This window comes from Nocardia sp. NPDC023733 (assembly GCF_040639775.1).
In the GTDB taxonomy this organism is placed as follows: domain Bacteria; phylum Actinomycetota; class Actinomycetes; order Mycobacteriales; family Mycobacteriaceae; genus Nocardia; species Nocardia rosealba.
This window is the reverse complement of sequence record NZ_JBFAAN010000004.1, coordinates 48913-69876: the sequence shown is the minus strand read 5'-3', so window position 1 is coordinate 69876 and position 20964 is coordinate 48913. Positions and strand designations below refer to the sequence as shown.

Genomic DNA, 20964 nt, shown 5'->3' with positions numbered 1-20964 from the left:
ACTATAGACCCTTTAGGAGTTCTCATGGAGTATCGGCGGCTCGGCGCTTCGGGTCTGCACGTTCCGGCCCTCGGTTTCGGGGCAGGCACCTTCGGCGGGCGTGGTCCCCTGTTCAGCGCGTGGGGTGATACCGACGCGGCCCAGGCCAGGCGGTTGATCGACGTCAGCCTCGAGGCCGGGGTCACCCTGTTCGACACGGCCGACGTCTATTCCGACGGTGCGTCCGAGGAGGTGCTCGGTGCCGCGATCAAGGGCAGGCGCGACAAGGTGCTGCTGTCCACCAAGTCGGCGCTACCCACTGGTCCCGGCGTCGACGAGGCCGGTGCGGGCAGGGCCAGGCTCATCCGCGCGGTCGATGCGTCGCTACGCCGTCTCGGCACCGACTATCTCGACCTGTTCCAGCTGCACGCCTTCGATGCGGGCACACCTCTGCTCGAAACACTCTCGGCGCTGGGCGATCTCGTGCGGGCAGGCAAGATCCGCTATGTCGGTGTCTCCAACTTCGCCGGTTGGGAAATGATGAAAACACTGGCCACTGCCGAGGCGCACGGCCTACCGAAACCCGTTGCGCACCAGGTGTACTACTCGCTCGTCGGGCGCGATTACGAGTGGGAGCTCATGCCGCTCGGCGCCGACCAGGGTGTCGGCGCGGTCGTGTGGAGCCCGCTCGGCTGGGGCCGGCTCACCGGGAAAGTCCGTCGTGGCCAGCCACTTCCGGCGGGCAGCCGACTGCACGACACGGCACAGGCAGGCCCACCCGTCGATGACGAACACCTCTACGACATCGTCGACGTGCTCGACACCATCGCCGCCGACACCGGCCGCAGCGTCCCGCAGATCGCCCTGAACTGGCTGCTCACCCGGCCCACCGTCGCCACCGTCCTGATCGGCGCCCGCAACGAGGAACAGCTGCGGCAGAACCTCGGCGCCGTCGGCTGGCAACTCGACCCGGAACACCTCGCCGCCCTCGACGCGGCGAGTGCCACCACACCCCCGTACCCCTACTACCCGTACCACCGCTTACCGGACTTCGCCCGGCTCAACCCGCCCGTGGTCCGCGCGGCCTGATCAGTACACGTCGCGCACGTAGCGCTTCTCGGCGACCAGTTGCTTCTTGAAGGCCAGCGCGCCCGCCTCGTCGAGCTTGCCGTGGATCTGGGCGATCCGCAGCAGGGTGTCGTCGACATCCTTGGCCATGCGGGCGGCGTCGCCGCACACGTAGAAGTGGGCGCCCTCGCACAGCCACGACCACAACTCGGCACCGTGCTCGATCATTCTGTGCTGCACATAGATCCGCTCGCGCTGATCACGAGAGAAAGCCAGGTCGAGGCGGGTGAGGAAGCCCGAGCGGAACATGTCCTCCAGCTCGGTGCGGTAGTAGAAGTTGTGCGCCGCGTGCTGGTCGCCGAAGAACAACCAGTTGCGCCCGGTCGCGCCGACGGCCCGGCGTTCGTGCAGGAACCCACGGAAAGGAGCGATACCGGTACCGGGGCCGACCATGATCATCGGCACGGTCGGGTCGAGCGGTGGACGGAAATGCGGTGCCCGCTGGAGGAAAATCGGCACCTCGGCACCGGCTCGGTCGGCCAGGAAGGTCGAGCACACCCCGCCTCGGCGCACCGAATCACCGACGGGGTCGCCGTAGCGCAATACGCCTACCGTCAACTGCACCTCGTCCGGTGTGGTGAGCGGGCTGGACGAAATCGAATACTGCCGGGGCTGCAGCTTTTTCAGTGCACCGAGCCAGTCGACCAGGTCGGTCCGCACCGGGAAGTCCCGCAGCACGTCCACGGCTTGGCGGTCCCACAGGTAACTCGCCAGTTCGTTGCGGTTGTCCCGGCGTAGGAGTTTGGCCAGCTGCGGGTGCGGATTCCGTTCGGCGATGAACCCGAGCAGATCGTTGCTCACCTTGGTGATGTCGTAATGCGTGCGCAGTGCGTCGGCGAGCGGCAGCTCCCGCCCGTCGACCTCCACCGCGCGTCGTCCGTCGAGGCCGGTGGTCTCGAGCCATTCCGCCACGAGGTCGTCACCGTTGGTCGGCAGCACGCCGAGGGAATCACCCACCTCGTAGGCGGCATCCAGGTTGTGGAGGTCGAAGCCGAAGCGTCGCACCTCTTTCGGTGATCCCGGCGCGCTGAGCACTTCGTTGCGCATGAGGGTGGCGAGTACGGGGGACTGACGGGTGAAGGGTGCGGCGGGTGCTCGCCGCGCAGGTGTTGTCTGCGGGCGATCGAGGACGGAGGCGCCGCCTCGACCACTGGGCCGGCTCGCGGCCTGCGCGGGATAAGGCTGCGGTGCGGTCCCCTGTGCGGCGGAGTGCTGGGTCGTCGTCGTGAATCCAGGGGGCCACGCCCCTGTTGGTACAGGTCCGAATCCCGGCGTGGCGGGGGCCGTCGATCCGGGTACAGCGCCGCCGAAGTGACTGCCCGTGAGAGCTGAGGGGGAACCGACGAGTGGCGCTGCGGACGGGTAGGTGTCTGCGGGCGGGACGGAGGCGAACTGGGGCGTGCCTGCGGTTGAGGAGATGCCGGTCAGAGCAGATCCCGCTGACCTGGTGCCGAATGTTGTGGGTGAGCCGGTCGGTGAACCGACGTCGGACGGCGAACTGGGGCCGGACGGCGCACCGGGGCCGGACGCCGAACCGGGGCAGGACGGCGGGGTGTGGTCCGGGGTGAGGACAGCGAGGACGTCGGTGAGCCACTGGTCGGCGGCGTCGTCGAAATCGGGTTCGCTGTCGACGCGGGGGAGCAGGCGGTGGGCGCCACGGGCGGCGAGGAGGGTGTCGAGGGTGCGGCCGTGGCCGCAGAAGTCGTCGTAGGAGGAGTCGCCGAGGGCGAAGACCGCGTAGCGGACTCGGGGGAGGCGGATGGCGGTGTCCTCGAGCCGGGCGAGGAAGTCGGCACCGTTGTCCGGCGGACCACCGTCACCGAAGGTGCTGGTGACGACGAGAACATCACCTTCCAGCGCGGTGGGCTCGCAGGAGTCCATGTCGAGCAGCTTGGGCGCGAACCCGTCGTCGGCGAGCCGCGCCGCCACCGAGGCGGCCAGCTCTTCCGCGTTCCCGGTCTGCGAAGCCCACAACACCGTCACGGTTGTGGATAACGCACGACCCGCTCCGTGCTCGGCTCCGCCCGCCGAGACGCCTACGGCACCCGGTCGGTCGAGAACCGCATCGCCGGTGGGTCCGCCGTCGGCTACCGCACCGCCTGAGCTGAAGTCTCCGAAGGGAGGGTTACCGAACGGCTGGCCGCCGACCGGCATTCCGGTGCCAGGACTGCCGGCGGATTCACCGGCAGTGCCGGCACCCCGGGAGTACATGCCGGCCAACATGCCGTCGATCCACAAGCGGGCCTGCGGTGACAGCGGGGCGGTCGCCGGCAGCACGGGCTGACCGGACACCGGAAGAGATTGCAGAGCAGCGAGGTACCCACCGAGGTAGATGCGCTCGGCTTCGCTGAGCAACGGCGAGATCCCCGTATCGAGCCCGAGCATGACAGCCAACGGATGCGGACCACCGTGACCGGACCCCGGGATCGCCGGGGCGAACCGAACCGCGTGACCGGTGTCGGCTGACGGCTGACCAGTGTGCGCTGTCGGCGGCGCGGGTTGCCCGGCCGACATGGTGTGTTGGGGCCGGTGACCAGTCTGTGGCGACCCCTGCTGCATCGGAATGCCCGCCGACGCCTCGGGCGCCGGACCCACACGGCGCAGCGCCACCGCACAGGCCTTGAACTCCGGTTGCAGGGAGGTGGGGTCGACGGCGTCGTTGGTGACGGCGTTGATCGTCAGATATTCGCCCTGTTCGTCATTCCAGTGGAAAGGAGCGAAGCAGTCGCCGGGACGGACCCGGTCGCTGATGCGGACCGGGAGAACGGCTCGCCCACGGCGGGAGGCGATTTCGAGCTGGTCGCCAGGTTTCAGATCGAGGCGGGCGGCGTCGTCGGGGTGCACCTCGACGAACGGTTCGGGGTTGAGTTTGGTCAGTTTGGTGACCTTGCCGGTTTTGGTCATGGTGTGCCACTGATGTTGCAGCCGACCGGTATTGAGCAGGAAGGGGTAGTCGTCATCAGGGAGTTCAGCAGCGGGCAGGTGGGGGCGTGGGAAGAACACCGCGCGCCTGCTCGGCGTCGCGAAGGCCAGGGCGGGAGTGTGTCCGTCGGCTTCTACGTGCAGCGGCTGGTGGATGCCGTCGTTGCGGTAGCGGATCGGGTTGCGTGGGCTGTCGCTGTCGTTGCACGGCCACTGCATCGGGCCCTCACGCAAGCGGTCGTAACTCATACCGCTCAGGTCGTAGCCGGTGGCGGGATTGGTGAACTGGCGCAACTCGTCGAAAACCTCGGCGCTGGAGGTGAAGTCGAAACCGGGGAAACCCATGGCGGTGGCCACCTGTGCGATGAGCAGCCAGTCGGGCCGGGCTTCACCGATCGGGTCGACGGATCGGCGCAGCAGGGTGACATTGCGTTCCGAATTCACCATCACCGCATCGCTTTCCGCCCACAGCGTGGCGGGCAGGAGCAGATCGGCATAGGAGTTGGTGGCCGTCTCGGTGTAGGCGTCCTGCACCACCACCAGTTCTGCCGCCTCGAGCCCGGCGATCACCGTCTTCCGGTTGGCAACGGTGGCAACGGGATTGGTGCAGATGATCCACGCCGCCTTGATCTCACCGTCGGCGAGACCGGCGAACATGTCGATGGTTCCCGGCCCCGCTTCGGTGCGCAGTGTGCCCTCGGGCAGGTCCCACGCGGTCTCGACGAAGGCGCGGTCGGCGGGGGAGAGCAGGCTGCGCTGGCCGGGCAGCCCCGGTCCCATGTAACCCATCTCGCGCCCGCCCATCGCGTTGGGTTGGCCGGTCAGCGAGAACGGGCCGCTGCCGGGTCGGCAGATCGCCCCGGTGGCCAGGTGCAGGTTGATCAGGGCATTGGTGTTCCAGGTGCCGTGCGTGGACTGGTTGAGCCCCATCGTCCACAGCGACATCCACTCGCCCGCCTCGGCGATCATGGTTGCCGCGGTCCTGATGTCGGCTTCGGCGAGACCGGTGAGTTCGGCGACCCGTTCCGGCGGGTAGTCGGCGAGGAACTCGGGCATCGCCTCCCAGCCCTCGGTGTGTTCGGCGATGAAGTCGGTGTCGATGGCGCCGTCGGCGACGAGCAGGTGCAACAGGCCGTTGAGCAGGGCGAGGTCGGTGCCCGGCGCGATCTGCAGGAACAGGTCGGCGCGGGCGGCCGTTTCGGTGCGGCGCGGGTCGACCACGATGAGCTTGGAGCCGGCTTTGAGCCGGTCGGCCATGCGAAGGAACAGGATCGGATGGCAGTCGGCCATGTTCGCGCCGGTGACGAAGAACAGGTCGGCGTGCTCGAAGTCGTCGTAGGAACCGGGGGGCCCGTCGGCGCCGAGCGACTGCTTGTAGCCGGTGCCGGCGCTGGCCATGCACAGCCGCGAGTTGGCTTCGATGTGTTTGGTGCGCAAGTACCCCTTGGCGAGTTTGGTCGCGAGGTATTGGGCTTCCAGCGACATCTGCCCGGACACGTAGAGCGCGATGGCGTCGGGCCCGTGTTCGTCGAGGATCGCGCGCAGCCGGTCGGCGGTTTCGCGCACCGCGTCGTCCACCGGCAGCGCGACAGGCGCCTGTCCACGTTCGGGACGATGGTAGGCGGTGGTCATCCGGCCGGGCGCCGCCATCATCTCCGCGTGCGTCGCGCCCTTGGTGCAGAGCCGGCCCGCGTTCGCGGGGTGCAGTTTGTCCCCGCTCACCTTGGCGATCACGGGTGCCCCGGACTGGTCGATCGTGGTCCGGACGGAGATGCCGCAGCCGACGCCGCAGTACGAGCACTGCGTGCGCACAGAGTCGTCGCCGGTCATGCGCGTCCCCCTCGGCATGCTCGGGCGCCCTGCGTGGTGACGCGGGTAGGCGTGTCCGAGCGCTGACCTGTCATGGCACCGATCATCCGCACCCGGCGTTGCGCTCGATTTAACGAACGTTATGTCCAGGTGACAATCGACCTCACCGGTCGAAATTCCGACTGTGAGGTTGCCACCGAAATATAGTCCCTGATCAGGGGATCTTTCGAGGTTTGCCGCAGATCCGAGCGGGTGCCGAAGGTGACCGGACTCACCCGGTGAAATCGGGGCAGGTCAGCCCATTTTGTAGCCGCGATGCAGGGCGACGACACCGCCGGTGAGGTCACGCCACTGCACCGAGTCCCAGCCCGCGTCGGCGATGCGCCTGGCCAGCCTGCGCTGGTTTGGCCACGCCCGGATCGACTCGGCCAGGTACACGTAGGCATCCGGGTTGGAGCTCACCGCGCGAGCCACCCGGGGCAGCGCCTTCATGAGGTACTCCATGTAGACGGTGCGGAACGGCCCGAACACCGGGGTCGAGAATTCGCACACCACGAGCCGGCCGCCCGGCTTGGTTACGCGCAGCATCTCGCGCATCGCCAGGTCGATATCGGCCACATTGCGCAAACCGAAGGAGATGGTCACCGCATCGAACGAGTCGTCAGCGAACGGCAGCGCCATCGCGTCGCCGGCCACCATCGGCACCTGCCGGAAGCGGCCCGCGGCGAGCATGCCCTGGGAGAAGTCGGCGGCCACACACCAGGCGCCGGACTTGCCGAGTTCCACGGTGGACACACCGGTGCCTGCGGCCAGGTCGAGCACCCGCTCACCGGGGCGCAGCGCGAGCGCGCGTCGCGTCGCCCACCGCCAGTACCGGTCCTGACCACCGGAGATGACCGTGTTGGTGAGGTCGTAGCGTTTCGCCACACCGTCGAACATCGACGCGACCTCGTGGGGTTGCTTGTCCAGCGAAGCCCGAATCGGTTCCCGCTGCTCTGTTGTCGCCACGATTCGAGCTTATCCGCACGCTTGCGGCTAGGCCGAGCGCGGCAACCGTTGCCGCATCCCGGTGACGTCGGCGTAGTGGCCCATCAGTTCGGTGCAAACGGCGGGCCAGGTGCGGTGCAGCACCGACTTGCGTGCCGCGGCCGCGAACCGGGCACGCTGATCGGCGTCGCGCAGCGCCGACACCGCGCTCGGCAGCAGTTCGGCGAACCGGTCCACCGGCAGGAGATAACCATTGCGGCAGTGCGCGATCAGGTCACGCGGGCCGCCGGCGTCGGGCCCGATCACCGGCACCCCCGACGACAACGCTTCCTGCACGCCCTGGCAGAACGTCTCGTGCTCGCCCGGATGCACCATCACATCGAGGCTGGCGTAGTGGGTGGCCAGTTCGGACCCGCCCAGTTCGCCGGTGAACACCGCGCGCGGCATCAGCCTGCGCAGCCGCGCCCGCTCCGGCCCGTCACCGACCACGACGAGCTGAATGGAGGGGTCATCGGCGAGCGCGGCCAACCGGTCCACATGCTTCTCCGGCGCGAGCCTGCCGACGAACCCGACCACCAACCGCTCGCTCGATCCCAGCCAGCTCGCCCGCAATTCGGCACTGCGTGCGGCCCGGTCGAACCGGTCGATATCGACGCCGCGCCCCCACCGGTGCACCCGGGGAATTCCGTGTTCGGCCAGGTCGGCCGCGGCGGCCGACGACGGGGCGAGCGTACGCGTCGCTCCCTCGTGGATCCGGCGCGTCCACGCCCAGGCCGCCCGCGCAGCCAGTCCGAGCCCGTAGCTCTTGGCGAAACCGGCCACATCGGTCTGGTACACCGCGATCGAGGGCAGGTCGAGACGGGTGGCCGCGGCGAGCCCGCCCGCGCCCAGCAGAAATGGCGAGGCCAAATGCACCACGTCCGGGTCGAACTCGGCGATCGCGGCGGTGATCCCGGGTTGTGGCAGGCCGACGGGCAGCGAACTCACCTTCGGCACCATCATCGCGGGCACCCGATGCACCGGGAACCGGCCGTGCAGGCGCGGGGCGGGCGGTGCGCCGCGCAGCGTATCGGGCGCCACGATCATGGCATCGTGCCCGTGCTGGTCCAGGTGATCGAGCACCCGGAGCACGGAATTGACGACGCCGTTCATGTTCGGCAGGAAAGACTCCGAGACGATGGCTACGCGCACACTCCAAGAGTGACCGCCACACCGCGCGCCACGCCCACACCGACATGAAGCCGGGACGAACAGCAGGGGAAAGTTACCGCTGTCTGCGCCGCACCAGCCACAGGGCGGGCAACGCGAGCGCCCACACCACCACGATCACCGACGCGGCGGGCACGATCGCCACCCGCGCGTCGCGTCCGGCCACCCGGACCAGGTCGGGGTCGCGGGTGCTGTACTCCACGTTGATGCGCTGACCGGCGGTGAGATTGGTGGGATAGAGGATCCCGACCTTCGGATTGTGGGTGACGCTGTCGGGCGTCACATACATCACCGCCGAACGCAGCCGCCCCGCCGAGAGCACCTCACCGGAGGTGACCCCACGGTTGTGCTCGATCTCGTAGTCGTTGCGCCACGCCGCGAGTACCAGCAGCACCATGAGCACGCTGATCACCGTCGCGGTACCGAGGATTCCGGTACGAACCCGCCGCAGGCGATCGGAGTACCTATCCGACTGGCTGGTTTCCGACACCACGCCACCCTAACGGTGGGCTGCACTAGCGTGTGCCACCATGTCCCGAAAATTCAGCTTCACCGTGCCTTATGCCGTCCCGGTCGAAGATCTTCACCGGGCACTCGTCGACGACGCGATCTGGCAGGAGCGGTTCGCCGCCGCCGAGACCGCGACGCTGGAACTCTCCCATCCCGACGGACCGGATTCGATCCGCATCGAGATGACCGAAACCCCCGGCCGGGACAAGGTTCCCGCGCTGGTCCGCAAGGTTCTCAAGAGCGATCTCGTGCTCGCCCGAACCGATGTCTGGCAGCCGCTGGACGGCGAGGTCGCCAAGGGCAGCTTCACCGGGCGCACCGGCGGCATCACCACCGAGATGTCGGGCACCTACGAGCTGCGTCCCACCGCCGAGGGCAGCGAGATCGAGGTCGTCGGCACCGTCACCGTCAAGGTGCCCCTGGTCGGCGGCGCCATCGAACCGCTGGCCGAACAACTGCACCAGCGCGTCCTCAACAGCGAACGCAAGTTCATCGAGGGTTGGTTCGCGAAGCTCAGCTGAACGGCGCCAGTTCGTCGGCGCGTAGGGAAGCGCGACCGGCCGTCCGCCACAGGCGGGCGGTCAGGTCGTCGTCCTCGTCGGTCACGAGGTTGCCCATCACGCGAACGGCGGTGCGCTGCAAGTACTTCGAGCGCATCACTGGCGGGCCGCCGAGGGGGACCATCTTCGGGTGCGTGGCCAGCCCGGCCAGCCTGCGTGCCACGGAGAACGTGCGCCCGTAGCGCTCGCGCAGCAGTTGCGGCCACACCTGGGTCAGGTCCGGTTCGTCGAGCAGGTCGGCGAGCAGATGACCGCCTTCGAGGCCGTAGTCGATGCCTTCGCCGTTGAGCGGATTCACGCAGCCCGCGGCGTCACCGACCAGCACCCAGTTGCGTCCGGCCACGTTCGACACCGCGCCGCCCATCGGCAGCAGCGCCGAGGCCACCGCGCGCAGTTCGCCCTCGAACTCCCATTCCTCGCGGCGCAGCCGGGTGTAGTGCTCGAGCAGCGGTTTCAGCGCGATATGCGACGGCCGTGCCTCGGTGGCCAGCGAACCGACACCGATGTTCACCTCGCCGTTGCCGAGCGGGAAGATCCAGCCGTAGCCGGGAACCAACTGGTCGTCGGCATTGCGCAATTCCAGGTGCGAGGAGATCCACTGGTCGTCGCTGCGGCCGGAGGTGATGTAGGCGCGGGCGGCGGTGCCGTAGGCGTAGCGGCGATGCCAGGTGCGGCCGAGCTGTTTGCCGACGGGGGAGCGAACCCCGTCGGCGACGACGAGCACCCGGCAGTTCACGGTGTGCGTGGTGTCGCCGATGCGCACCGTCACCCCGGTCACCCGGTCGCCGTCGCGCAGCACCTCGGTGACCTTCGCGCCGTCGACCATCCGGGCACCGGACTTGATCGCCGTCTCGCGCAGCGTGTTGTCGAGTTCGGTTCGCGGAACGGCACTTCCGTAGGTGGGGAACGACCCGCCCGGCCAGGGCAGCAGTGCCTCACGCCCGAAGCCGGCCATCCGCAATCCGTGGTTCACCGTGTGCGCGCGCAACCACTCGCCGAGCCCGAGATGTTCCAATTCGGCCGTGGCGCGCGGGGTGAGACCGTCACCGCAGGTCTTGTCGCGCGGGAAGACGGCCGAATCGAGCAGCAGCACATCGCGTCCGGCACGGGCCGCCCACGCCGCCGAGGCGGAACCCGCAGGTCCGGCCCCCACCACGAGCACCTCTACGGTGTCGGGCAGCGTCGCGTGGTCGGCGGGGACGACATCCGGTGAACCCATGGCTCAATACTGGCACCTCGCGCGGTTGTGCGAGAGTGTCGGGTGCACCGGGAAATCTCACGTGTGACGGGGTTCATCGGCTGTAGCGCAGGAACACGCTAGGTTGCTACCCGTCGGGGTCGGACGCATCGCTGGGAGAAACTAATGAGCACATCGGCTGTGAGCGACGAGAGCACCGTGGTTGCCGGGGTCGATCTCGTCGATCCGGAACTCGCCGCCACCGTGCGCGACGGGTTGGCCGCAGTCGAGAAACTGCTCGTCGACGAACTCTCCGACGGCGAGGAATTCCTGCAGGAGGCCGCGTTACATCTGGCCAGGGCGGGCGGTAAGCGGTTCCGGCCGCTGTTCACGCTGCTCACCGGTCAGCTCGGCCCGAATCCCACCGATCCGGCGCTGGTCACCGCGGGCACGGTCGTCGAACTCGTGCACCTGGCCACCCTCTACCACGACGACGTGATGGACGAGGCCACCCAGCGCCGCGGCGCCGAGAGCGTGAACTCGCGCTGGGGCAACAACATCGCCATCCTCGCGGGCGACTACCTGTTCGCCCACGCGTCGCGCCTCACCTCGACCCTCGGCCCCGACGCGGTGCGCATCATCGCCGAGACGTTCGCCGAGCTGGTCACCGGTCAGATGCGGGAAACCATGGGCGCCAAGCAGACCCAGGATCCCGTCGAGCACTACCTGAAGGTGGTGTGGGAGAAGACCGGGTCGCTCATCGCCGCCGCGGGCCGCTTCGGTGGCACCTTCTCCGGCGCCGACAGCGAGCACGTCGAACGCCTGGCTCGCCTCGGTGACGCGGTCGGCACCGCCTTCCAGATCTCCGACGACATCATCGATATCTCCTCGTCGTCGGAACAGTCGGGCAAGACGCCCGGCACCGACCTGCGCGAAGGCGTCCACACCCTGCCGGTGCTCTACGCCCTGCGCGAGTCCGGCGCCGACGGCGACCGCCTGCGCGCCCTGCTCGACCACCCGCTCGACACCGACGCCGAGGTCGACGAGGCCCTGGAACTGCTGCGCCGCTCGCCCGGCATGGCGATGGCCAAGGACAAGCTGCAGGAATACGCCGACCTGGCCGACGCCGAACTGGCCGCCCTGCCCGCGGGCCCCGCCAACGACGCCCTCACCCGCCTCGTCCGCTACACCATCGAACGAGTCGGCTGACCCGGAACTTCTCGCACTGCGCACCCGTTCAACAAACGCGAGCTGCCGTAGCGCACCCACCCGTGTGCGAACGCAACACCGGATCTCGTACGAACATGGGTAACTCGTCGGGAACAGGCTGACCAGACCACCACCTCTGTCTGGCCGCCGACGTGAGCCCGTACGTACCCCAGTCTGGCCAAAAGTCGCGGAGAGGCGGAACAGATGCTGCGAACGATCGGGCTGATGGTCGCCATGTCGGCGCTCATCGTCGCCATCGGCGCGATGTTCCGCAGCCCGACCATCCTCGTCATCTCGATCGTGCTGGCGGTCGCGATGAATGCCTACGCCTACTTCAACAGCGACAAGCTGGCGTTGAAGGCCATGCATGCCCAACCGGTGAGCGAACTGGAAGCGCCGGTCATGTACCGGATCGTGCGCGAACTCGCGACCGCGGCGCGACAGCCGATGCCGCGCCTCTACATCAGCCCCACCAACGCGCCCAACGCATTCGCCACCGGGCGCAATCCCCGGCACGCCGCGGTGTGCTGTACCAGCGGCATCCTGCAATTACTCGACGAACGCGAGCTGCGCGCGGTGCTCGGCCACGAACTGTCGCACGTCTACAACCGCGACATCCTCATCTCGTCGGTGGCGGGCGCGATGGCCTCGGTGATCACCGGCCTGGCCAACTTCGCGTTCCTGGCCAGTTCGTTCGGCAACCGCGACGGGCAGGGCCCCCACGTCATCGGGGTGTTGCTGGTCTCACTACTCGGCCCGATCGCGGCCGGGCTCATCAAGATGGCGGTGTCACGCTCCCGCGAGTATCAGGCCGACCGGTCCGGCGCCGAACTCACCGGCGACCCGCTCGCTCTCGCCTCGGCACTGCGCAAGATCGAACGGGGTGTCCAGGCGGCCCCCCTGCCGCCGGACCCGAAGATCACCAGCGAATCGCACCTGATGATCGCCAACCCGTTCCGCACGGGCGACCGCATTGCCCGCTGGTACTCCACCCACCCCCCGACCGCCGATCGCATCAGGCGGCTCGAGGAGATGGCGGGCGGAACGCACCGCTACTGACGAACTAGCGGTAGTTCACGAACTGCAGCGCGATACCGAAGTCCTCGCCCTTGAGCAGCGAGATCACGGCCTGCAAGTCGTCGCGCTTCTTGCTGCTCACCCGCAGTTCGTCGCCCTGGATCTGCGCCTTCACGCCCTTGGGGCCCTCGTCGCGGATCTTCTTGGAGATCTTCTTGGCCTTCTCGGTGTCGATGCCCTGCACCAGCGTGCCGGTGATCTTGAACACCTTGCCCGAGGCCTGCGGCTCGCCGGCGTCGAACGCCTTGAGCGAGATGTCGCGCCGGATCAGCTTCTCCTTGAACACCTCGAGCGCCGCCTTCACCCGCTCCTCGGCATTGGCGGTGAGGACGATCGCCTCCTCCCCGGACCAGGCGATCGAGGCGTCGGTGCCCTTGAAGTCGTAGCGGGAGTTCAGCTCCTTCTCCGCCTGATGCAGCGCATTGTCGACCTCCTGCCGGTCGACCTTGCTCACCACGTCGAATGACGAATCAGCCACACTGCGCTCCTGTTCTTCGGAAGGTCCGTAAAACTCCGCGGCAAGACTGCCTCACCGCCGAGACAGTTGTACCCGCAACGCGCCGCAGCGCGCGCCCGCAGGGGGTCTGTGCAGGCGGTTTGCATCCCCGGGGTGGGTTCGTTGTAAGCTGCTCAGCGCACCGGAAACGGCGCACAAGGCAGATTGCCCGAGCGGCCAATGGGAGCAGACTGTAAATCTGTCGGCGCAAGCCTACGTAGGTTCGAATCCTACATCTGCCACATCGAACCCCGTCGATCACAGGATCGGCGGGGTTCTTTGGTTTTGCGGCGAGCTCCACCACCACGCCGGTCCCACTGCGCGTCCAGCAGGTTGAGATGCGGTGAAAAATACCTCCTGATCAGGCGATTTGGTGGTGATCGCCAGGAGTGTGTAATCTCTTTCAGGACGCCGGAGCACGGGGTCGCTCTGATCGGTTCGCCGACCAAGACTCTGTGCCACGTAGTCATGCCCCCTTAGCTCAGTCGGCAGAGCGTTTCCATGGTAAGGAAAAGGTCAACGGTTCGATTCCGTTAGGGGGCTCGCCGGATTGCCGGTGGTGACCGACTTTCCCGCCGGCCCCACCGTAATAGGTCCGCCGTGGCGGTGTAGCTCAGTCGGTAGAGCAAACGACTCATAATCGTTGTGTCGCCGGTTCAAGTCCGGCCATCGCTACCAATAACGACTCAGCCCAGACCGGAAAGAAGGCATATCGTGGCCGCGAAGTCCACCGATGTCCGGCCAAAGATCACCTTGGCCTGCGAAGAGTGCAAGCACCGCAACTACATCACCAAGAAGAACCGGCGCAACGACCCGGACCGCCTCGAGCTGAAGAAGTTCTGCCCGAACTGCGGCACCCACCGGGCGCACCGCGAATCGCGCTGATTCGAACAAAAACATCTGCCGAAGGCCGGACGAAAGTCCGGCCTTCGTGCGTTTTCCAGACCGGTCGACAGGGGTGCGCGCGCACAAGTCGGTAATGTGCCACGCTGTGACAGTGAACACCGGAACTGACGAAGCGGTCTCGGCCGCAGCCGCCGAACCATTCGATCCCGCCGCTCACGCGGCCTCGATGGTCGGCCACCACTACCGGGTCGACGACTATTACGAGGTCGGTCGCGAAAAGGTGCGTGAATACGCCCGCGCCGTGCAGGACTACCACCCGGTGCACTGGGACGAGGACATCGCGCGCGAGTACGGCCATTCCGGTCTGCTCGCCCCGCTCACCTTCATCTCTCTGGTCGGCATCCTGGCCCAGCGCCGGTTGTTCGAGGAGATCGTCACCGGATACGACCTCAGCCAGATCATGCAGACCGATCAGATCCTGGAATTCCATCGGCCGATCCGGGTCGGCGACCGGCTCACCTGTGACGTTTATCTGCATTCGTTCCGGCAGGCATTCGGTGGCGACATCATCGTGACCAAGAACATCGTCACCGACGCCCACGACGAATTGGTACTCACCACCTACACCACGCTCATCGGACGCAGCGGCGGCGATATCGATCCGAATATGTCGGCGGCCGTCCGGAATGTGCTCATGCACGGTCTCGGCGACGACGAACCGGCACACCACGCGCCGAGCGACGCCTTCGCCGCGATCACCCCGGATCCGGTGACCAAGGACCCGGAACCGCAGGTCAGTACCCACGCGCTCGCCTTCGAAAGCATCGCGGTGGGCGACGAACTGCCCGCGCGGACCGTCCGGCTCACCCGCGGCGACCTGGTGAACTACGCAGGCGTCTCCGGTGACGCGAACCCTATCCACTGGAGTGACGAGATCGTCAAACTCGTCGGCCTCGACAACGTGGTGGCCCACGGCATGCTCACCATGGGCCTCGGCGGCGGATTCGTCACCTCCTGGCTCGGCGACCCGGGTGCGGTGAAGGAATACAACGTGCGCTTCACCAGCCCCGTCTACGTGCGTGCCGATGCACCGGCCGAGGTGGATTTCACGGGTAAGGTGAAGTCGGTCGACCCGGAGACCCGAACGGCCGTCGTCGCCATCACGGCGAAATCGGCGGGCAAGAAGATCTTCGGCCGCGCCACGGCAACAGTTCAGCTGGCCTGACCTGGTCGAGCGTCCCGATTGGCACATTGCCCACGCGGTAACGTACACTCGGGACTCTGGGGTCACCGGCTGCTGCGCGCTGACTTCCCGGGAGCCTGCTCCCACGGAAGCGGCGCGCGTGTTGTGTGTGATGCCAACCCTGGAAGAGACGGCTCGCAAGGGCCGATAATCGAATATCGATTGTGGTTGGACGTATCGGCCCAGGCCGGTCCAACCGAAGGGGCGTAGCTCAATTGGCAGAGCAGCGGTCTCCAAAACCGCAGGTTGCAGGTTCAAGTCCTGTCGCCCCTGCCCTGAATGCCAGCGACGAGAGAGGATCGACGTGACGGACGAGCGGGATACTCGCGCCGAAGACGGCGACGATACCGCCGCTGCCACTCGGCCGAGCGGCAAGCGGACCGCTCGTCGTGCGCGCACGTCGGATGCTCCGGCGACCACCGGTTCGGTGGCCACGCTCGACCGGCCGTCGGGCTCGCGCAAGGCAGACAAGACTGCCGGTAAGGCCAAGACGGGCAACCCGTTCAAGCGGCTGCTCAAGTTCCTGCGAGAGGTCATCGCGGAACTGCGCAAGGTGATCTGGCCCAACCGGAAGCAGATGGTCACCTATACGACCGTCGTTCTGGTGTTCGTGGTCTTCATGGTCGCGTTCATCGCCGGGATCGACGTAGCGTTCGTCAAGGGTGTCGACTGGCTGTTCGGCTGATCGCCGACACCCACGCCGGTAGCCGATCGCGGGCCGGAACGGCGGAGCGCGCCTCCGCGCACCCGACCCGGCCCAGAGGATGTACGTGACGACACAGGAAGCGAGTGCCTCAGTGAGCACCCCGGAGAACGACACCAACGACGAGTTCCCGGTTGACGACACTGTCGCGGCGGACAACGCCACCGACGAGGTCGAGGCCACCACCGAGCTCGCTGACGAGGCTGCCGACGCCGTCGTCGAGGACACCACGGTTCCTACCGAGGAAGACCCCGAAGCCGACCCCGTCGAGTCGATGAAGGCCAAGCTGCGCCGCGTCCCCGGCGACTGGTACGTCGTGCACTCTTACGCCGGTTACGAGAACAAGGTCAAGACCAACCTCGAGACCCGCGTGCAGAACCTCGGACTCGAGGACTACATCTTCCAGGTCGAGGTACCGACCGAAGAGGTCACCGAGATCAAGAACGGGCAGAAGAAGAACGTCAACCGCAAGGTGCTGCCCGGCTACATCCTGGTCCGGATGGAACTGAACAACGAATCGTGGGGTGCGGTGCGCAATACCCCCGGCGTCACCGGCTTCGTCGGTATGACCGGCGGCGGCCCGGGCGCCAAGCCCACCCCGCTGACCATCAACGAGGTCGTGAAGTTCCTGGTCCCGGCCGGTGCGCAGGCCCAGAAGAAGGCGGCCGCAGCCGCTGCTTCGGGTGGCGCCGACACCGGTGCCGCCGCCGCGGGCAAGCCGACCATCGAGGTCGACTTCGAGGTCGGCGAGTCGGTCACCGTGATGGACGGCCCGTTCGCGACGCTGCCCGCCAGCATCAGCGAGGTGAACGCCGAGCAGCAGAAGCTCAAGGTGCTCGTGTCGATCTTCGGTCGCGAGACCCCGGTGGAGCTGAACTTCACCCAGGTTTCCAAGATCTAGCTCGAACCAGCTTCGCAACGGCACCGCCTCGGCGGTGCCGTTGTCGTTTCCCGACCCCTCCCGGCTGCGGCGCCCGCGACGCGGTTCGGTAGAGTGTGACAGTTCGTGTGTAGACCCCCTCCAGGCGTTTTCCGTCCGGTGTGACGGTCGTGCGCGAATGCCGGGCTTGGACCCGGCGTGGGAGCGATCCCGCAACAGGCTTACGGCAACCGTAAGGAACCGAAACCCAAGGAAGAAAGATGCCCCCCAAGAAGAAGAAGCTCGCCGGGATCATCAAGCTGCAGATCCAGGCCGGCGCCGCGAACCCGGCCCCTCCGGTCGGCCCCGCGCTCGGTCAGCACGGCGTCAACATCATGGAGTTCTGCAAGGCGTACAACGCCGCGACCGAGTCGCAGCGTGGCAACGTCATCCCGGTCGAGATCTCGGTGTACGAGGACCGGTCGTTCGACTTCAAGCTGAAGACCCCGCCCGCCGCCAAGCTGCTGCTCAAGGCCGCCGGTGTGCAGAAGGGCTCGGCCGAGCCGCACAAGACCAAGGTCGCCAAGGTCACCATGGACCAGGTCCGTGAGATCGCCAAGACCAAGCAGGAAGACCTGAACGCCAACGACATCGAGCAGGCCGCGAAGATCATCGCCGGTACCGCGCGCTCGATGGGCATCACCGTCGAAGGCTGAGCGTCAGCGCCGAAGGCGGCAGCGCAGCGTAACCACGCAGGCGCAGCGAAGCCTTCAATGGGCGCCGAGGCTGATCTTCCAGCAATCCGAGTGGGAGGGCCGGCCAGGCCCGACAACCACTTCTGAACCAGATTAAGGACAGACAAACATGGCAAAGCGAAGCAAGGCGTATCTCGCCGCTGCTGAGAAGGTCGATCGCGACAAGCTGTACTCCCCGCTGGCCGCCGCGCGCCTGGCGAAGGAGACCGCGACCACCAAGACCGACGCGACCGTCGAGGTCGCCGTTCGTCTCGGCGTGGATCCCCGCAAGGCCGACCAGATGGTCCGTGGCACCGTCAACCTGCCGCACGGCACCGGTAAGACCGCCCGCGTCATCGTGTTCGCCGCCGGCGAGAAGGCCGCCGAGGCCGAGGCCGCCGGTGCCGACGCCGTGGGCGCCGAGGACCTGATCGAGCGGATCCAGGGCGGCTGGCTCGACTTCGACGCCGCGATCGCCACCCCGGATCAGATGGCCAAGGTCGGCCGCATCGCGCGTGTCCTCGGCCCGCGTGGTCTGATGCCGAACCCGAAGACGGGCACGGTCACCAACGATGTGACCAAGGCCGTCAACGACATCAAGGGCGGCAAGATCAACTTCCGCGTCGACAAGCAGGCCAACCTGCACTTCGTCATCGGCAAGGCGTCGTTCGACGACTCGAAGCTGGTGGAGAACTACGGTGCCGCGCTGGACGAGATCCTGCGTGTGAAGCCGTCGACCGCCAAGGGTCGCTACGTCAAGAAGATCACGGTTTCGACCAACACCGGCCCGGGCATCCCGGTGGACCCGAACCGCACCCGCAACCTCCTCGACGAGGACGCGTGAGCTTCTGACAGGTAGCTCCTGATCAACCGAGAGGGTGGGAACGCACTGCGTTCCCACCCTCTCGGTGTTTCAGCGCTCGGTGTCGTCGGTGTCGTCGGTGTCGCGCCAGGCGAGCAGTACGGACTCGCCGCGGTGTGGTTTCCAGGGCAGGAAGATCGCCACGATCACCGCGCAGACGAGGACCGCGCCGGTCGCGACGAGGGACGCGGCGTGCGCGCCCTGCAGGGTCGCTGTCTTCATGGCGACGATGAGGTTCTCGCGCTGGGTTTCGAGGAACGGGGCCAGTTCGCGTTTGCGCAGTTCCAGCACGCTGAGCGGACTGGCTTTGACCAGGCTCTTCTCGTTGTCGTTCATGATGCCGACCGGGATGGCGTCGATTCGGGCGCCGATCCGGCTGGTGTAGTAGGAGGCGACGATCGAGCCGAGGACCGCGACGCCGAGGGTGCCGCCGATCTCACGGGTGGTGTCGTTGACGGCCGAACCGGCGCCCGCCTCCTCCAGCGGCAGCGCCGACATGATCGATTCGGTGGCCGGACCCTGCACGATGCCGAGGCCGAGTGCCATCGACACCATCGACGGCAGCACTCCGATCAGATAGCTGCTGTCCACGGTGACCTGTCCACCCAGGTAGAGGCCGAGGCCGGTGAGCAGCAGGCCGATCACCAGGACCGCCGTGGTGCCGACCCGTTGCGCGAGCAGGGTCGCGACGGGGGCGCCGATCGCCACCGAGAACGCGAACGGCAGCGAGGCGATGCCGAATTCGAGTGGCGTGTATTCGCGGACGCCCTGGAAGTACTGCGTGATCAGGAACAGGAATCCGAACATCGAGAAGTAGCCGATGGCGATGGCCAAGGCCGGCAACGAGAATCGCCGGTTGCGGAACAGTCGCATGTCGAGAATCGGTGCGGGCGTGCGTAATTCCCAGATCACGAAGGCGGCGAGCAGCAGGGCGCCCAGCGTGGCGGTGCACAGGGTGGTGAGCGAGAGCCAGCCGTTGTGCGGTGCCTCGATGATCGCCCACACCACCAGCGTGATGCCGGCGATCGAGAGCCCGATCCCGGGTAGATCCAGCCTGCCGACCTGGTTTGCTCGCGATTCCGGCACCCAGATCAGCGTCGCGACCAATGCGGCCAGCGCCACCGGCACATTGATCCAGAACACCGAGTGCCAGCTGAAGTGCTCGAGCAGCCACCCGCCCGAGATCGGGCCGATGGCGATGGCGAAGCCCGCCATCGCGGTCCAGGCGGCGATGGCGAGCGCGCGTTCGCGCCGGTCGGTGAAGATGTTGATGATCAGGGCGAGGGTGGCGGGGAAGACGGCGGCGGCGAAGACGCCCATCGCCGCGCGGGCCGCGATGACCTGCGTCATCGACTCGGCGAGCGCGCCGCCGACCGACATGACGGCGATGCCGACCAGGCCGATCGTCATGATCCGCCTGCGGCCGTACCGGTCACCGAGGTTGCCCGCGGCCAGGAGCAGTCCGGCGAAGGTGAGGGTGTAGGCGTCGACGACCCACTGCAGGCCGGAGACGCCGGTGGCGAGCTGAACGCCGATGGAGGGGAGAGCGACGTTGACGATGGTGTTGTCGAGGACGACCAGCAGTTCGGCCAGACAGATCACGGCGAGTGCGAGGAATCGCCGGGAACGCCGGTCCAGCAACACTGGTGGAGCGACTACGGAGGTTGTCATAGGCCAGGAGTGAACCAGGTTACTGTCACCCCGCGTAACACCTTTCAGGTGCGATTGCTACCACAATGTAGGAATCAAAGTGGCCTGGCTCACAACATATTCGGGCGTTTCGGCCACCATCGACCCGTTTTGGCAGATGAGGGTGGGTGCAGGTACAGTGGACTCCGGTCGTCGACCTGTTCGATGACTACCCATTCGTTCTACCGAAGACCGTTGGTCGTCGATGCCGCTCGCGCGGTATTCGATCGAAGGTCCGGCGACATTGCCGGCGGCCCACGCAGGGAGAGCTGAGGCAGAAGAATTTTATTCTTTCGCGCCCCGGTACGCCTTGCGTCCGGGGCGTTAGTTTTGTCGCCGGCCCCTGATTCGGTAGTGCGCGTTCACGAACCGACATCAGAGAGGAGGCGAAGTATGGCGAAGCCTGAAAAGGTCACCGCTGTCGCGGAGATCGCGGAGCAGTTCAAGAACTCCACGGCCACTGTTGTCACGGAATACCGTGGCCTGTCGGTCGGCAAGCTCACCGAGCTGCGTCGCGCGCTGGGCGCCGGTGCCACGTACTCCGTCGCCAAGAACACCCTGGTCAAGCGTGCGGCCGCGGAAGCGGGCATCGAGGGCCTTGACGACTTGTTCGTCGGACCGACCGCCATCACCTTCATCCAGGGTGAGCCGGTCGACGCCGCGAAGGCCATCAAGACCTTCGCCAAGGAGAACAAGGCGCTCATCATCAAGGGCGGCTACATGGACGGCGCTGCGCTGTCCGTGTCCGAGGTCGAGAAGATCGCCGACCTCGAGAGCCGTGAGGTCCTGCTGGCCAAGCTGGCAGGCGCGATGAAGGGCAACATGTCCAAGGCTGCCGGGCTGTTCTCGGCTCCTGCCGGTCAGGTGGCCCGTCTGGCCGCCGCGCTGCAGGAGAAGAAGCAGGCCGAAGGCGCTGCCGAGTAATACCCCCGCACGGGTGTTACCGCCCGCGCACCAAGACATTC

General features: G+C 67.0%; 18 protein-coding genes and 4 tRNA genes. 15 read left to right on the top strand and 7 right to left on the bottom strand.

Annotation, left to right across the window (positions count from 1 at the left end; genetic code table 11):
• The first annotated feature begins 24 nt into the window (after positions 1-24).
• Positions 25-1068, top strand: a complete 1044-nt coding sequence (locus AB0F86_RS18640; RefSeq protein WP_356985255.1) for an aldo/keto reductase — start codon at positions 25-27, stop codon at positions 1066-1068.
• On the opposite strand, the gene AB0F86_RS18635 is transcribed toward AB0F86_RS18640, so the two are convergent.
• From AB0F86_RS18635 to AB0F86_RS18620, 4 genes are all read right to left on the bottom strand, one after another.
• The gene (locus AB0F86_RS18635) at positions 1069-5859 is read right to left on the bottom strand and encodes a molybdopterin-dependent oxidoreductase (protein ID WP_356985254.1); all 4791 of its coding nucleotides are present in this window, start codon (positions 5857-5859) and stop codon (positions 1069-1071) included.
• Positions 5860-6132: 273 nt separating this feature from the next.
• Positions 6133-6846 carry a demethylmenaquinone methyltransferase gene (locus AB0F86_RS18630; RefSeq protein WP_067485031.1) on the bottom strand — a complete coding sequence of 238 codons (714 nt, stop codon included), beginning with the start codon at positions 6844-6846 and terminating at the stop codon, positions 6133-6135.
• 27 nt (positions 6847-6873) lie between these two features.
• Positions 6874-8016, bottom strand: coding sequence for a glycosyltransferase family 1 protein (locus tag AB0F86_RS18625; RefSeq protein ID WP_356985253.1), 1143 nt, complete (start codon positions 8014-8016; stop codon positions 6874-6876).
• A gap of 73 nt (positions 8017-8089) precedes the next feature.
• Positions 8090-8524, bottom strand: a complete 435-nt coding sequence (locus AB0F86_RS18620; RefSeq protein WP_067485868.1) for a DUF3592 domain-containing protein — start codon at positions 8522-8524, stop codon at positions 8090-8092.
• Positions 8525-8564: 40 nt separating this feature from the next.
• Between AB0F86_RS18620 and AB0F86_RS18615 the strand changes: the two genes are divergently transcribed.
• The gene (locus AB0F86_RS18615; RefSeq protein ID WP_067641876.1) at positions 8565-9065 is read left to right on the top strand and encodes a DUF2505 domain-containing protein; all 501 of its coding nucleotides are present in this window, start codon (positions 8565-8567) and stop codon (positions 9063-9065) included.
• On the opposite strand, the gene AB0F86_RS18610 is transcribed toward AB0F86_RS18615, so the two are convergent.
• Positions 9058-10323, bottom strand: coding sequence for a geranylgeranyl reductase family protein (locus AB0F86_RS18610; protein WP_356985252.1), 1266 nt, complete (start codon positions 10321-10323; stop codon positions 9058-9060). The two genes, AB0F86_RS18615 and AB0F86_RS18610, sit on opposite strands and share 8 nt — an antisense overlap.
• A gap of 144 nt (positions 10324-10467) precedes the next feature.
• Between AB0F86_RS18610 and AB0F86_RS18605 the strand changes: the two genes are divergently transcribed.
• A complete protein-coding gene (locus AB0F86_RS18605; protein WP_356985251.1) occupies positions 10468-11490 on the top strand; it encodes a polyprenyl synthetase family protein in 1023 nt (340 codons plus the stop codon).
• 204 nt (positions 11491-11694) lie between these two features.
• Positions 11695-12549, top strand: coding sequence for a zinc metalloprotease HtpX (htpX, locus tag AB0F86_RS18600; RefSeq protein ID WP_356985250.1), 855 nt, complete (start codon positions 11695-11697; stop codon positions 12547-12549).
• A gap of 4 nt (positions 12550-12553) precedes the next feature.
• Here the strand turns inward: htpX and AB0F86_RS18595 are convergent, their stop codons facing one another.
• Complete coding sequence (locus AB0F86_RS18595) at positions 12554-13045, bottom strand: YajQ family cyclic di-GMP-binding protein (protein WP_067485050.1); 492 nt, start codon at positions 13043-13045, stop codon at positions 12554-12556.
• Positions 13046-13222: 177 nt separating this feature from the next.
• Here AB0F86_RS18595 and AB0F86_RS18590 point away from each other — a divergent pair.
• The 10 genes from AB0F86_RS18590 (at position 13223) to rplA (ending at position 18292) form a co-directional block, all read left to right on the top strand.
• Positions 13223-13305: transfer RNA gene (locus AB0F86_RS18590), tRNA-Tyr, on the top strand.
• A 228-nt stretch (positions 13306-13533) separates the two neighbouring features.
• A tRNA-Thr gene (locus tag AB0F86_RS18585) sits at positions 13534-13606 on the top strand.
• 59 nt (positions 13607-13665) lie between these two features.
• Positions 13666-13741 (top strand) — tRNA-Met (locus AB0F86_RS18580).
• 36 nt (positions 13742-13777) lie between these two features.
• Positions 13778-13948 (top strand): 50S ribosomal protein L33, encoded by a 171-nt coding sequence (gene rpmG, locus AB0F86_RS18575; protein ID WP_019049401.1) that lies wholly within the window; start codon positions 13778-13780, stop codon positions 13946-13948.
• A 112-nt stretch (positions 13949-14060) separates the two neighbouring features.
• Entirely contained in the window at positions 14061-15134 is a 1074-nt protein-coding gene (locus tag AB0F86_RS18570; protein ID WP_225278546.1) for a fused (3R)-hydroxyacyl-ACP dehydratase subunits HadA/HadB, read from the top strand.
• A 218-nt stretch (positions 15135-15352) separates the two neighbouring features.
• Positions 15353-15425 (top strand) — tRNA-Trp (locus tag AB0F86_RS18565).
• 31 nt (positions 15426-15456) lie between these two features.
• Positions 15457-15837, top strand: a complete 381-nt coding sequence (gene secE / locus AB0F86_RS18560) for a preprotein translocase subunit SecE (RefSeq protein ID WP_356985249.1) — start codon at positions 15457-15459, stop codon at positions 15835-15837.
• A 112-nt stretch (positions 15838-15949) separates the two neighbouring features.
• On the top strand, positions 15950-16756 hold the full coding sequence (nusG, locus tag AB0F86_RS18555) for a transcription termination/antitermination protein NusG (RefSeq protein ID WP_067485059.1): 807 nt from the start codon (positions 15950-15952) through the stop codon (positions 16754-16756).
• A gap of 239 nt (positions 16757-16995) precedes the next feature.
• The gene (rplK, locus tag AB0F86_RS18550) at positions 16996-17430 is read left to right on the top strand and encodes a 50S ribosomal protein L11 (RefSeq protein WP_067485062.1); all 435 of its coding nucleotides are present in this window, start codon (positions 16996-16998) and stop codon (positions 17428-17430) included.
• A gap of 148 nt (positions 17431-17578) precedes the next feature.
• On the top strand, positions 17579-18292 hold the full coding sequence (rplA, locus tag AB0F86_RS18545; RefSeq protein WP_067485065.1) for a 50S ribosomal protein L1: 714 nt from the start codon (positions 17579-17581) through the stop codon (positions 18290-18292).
• A gap of 69 nt (positions 18293-18361) precedes the next feature.
• Here the strand turns inward: rplA and AB0F86_RS18540 are convergent, their stop codons facing one another.
• Positions 18362-19981, bottom strand: a complete 1620-nt coding sequence (locus AB0F86_RS18540) for an MFS transporter (protein ID WP_356985248.1) — start codon at positions 19979-19981, stop codon at positions 18362-18364.
• 411 nt (positions 19982-20392) lie between these two features.
• Here AB0F86_RS18540 and rplJ point away from each other — a divergent pair, with 411 nt between their 5' ends.
• A complete protein-coding gene (gene rplJ, locus AB0F86_RS18535) occupies positions 20393-20923 on the top strand; it encodes a 50S ribosomal protein L10 (protein ID WP_067485070.1) in 531 nt (176 codons plus the stop codon).
• Positions 20924-20964: the final 41 nt, after the last annotated feature.